Genomic DNA, 227 nt, shown 5'->3' with positions numbered 1-227 from the left:
AAGCTAACAACTGGACGACGCTAGAGGTACTGTCCCGTTGGCATAAGTTGTTCAAAGGCACCCTATTAACCCGTCAATATCAGCAAGAGCAATCATTAACGACATTCGAAATGGAAATGGTTGAAGAAACAGCACAAGTCTATAAACAGCGCTTAATCGATATCAGTTGGTATATGCGGGCATTAAACGAGCCTATTGCTCGACAAGCCAATAAAGAAGATAAATGC

General features: G+C 41.9%; 1 pseudogene. It reads left to right on the top strand.

Annotation, left to right across the window (positions count from 1 at the left end):
- Window positions 1-227, top strand: a pseudogene (locus H4J69_RS19850) (transposase); the annotation flags it as partial.

Origin of the sequence: Colwellia sp. BRX10-9 (assembly GCF_014077405.1) — a bacterium.
In the GTDB taxonomy this organism is placed as follows: domain Bacteria; phylum Pseudomonadota; class Gammaproteobacteria; order Enterobacterales; family Alteromonadaceae; genus Colwellia_A.
The sequence above is the reverse complement of the archived record's forward strand: the minus strand, read 5'-3'. Positions and strand labels throughout refer to the sequence as shown.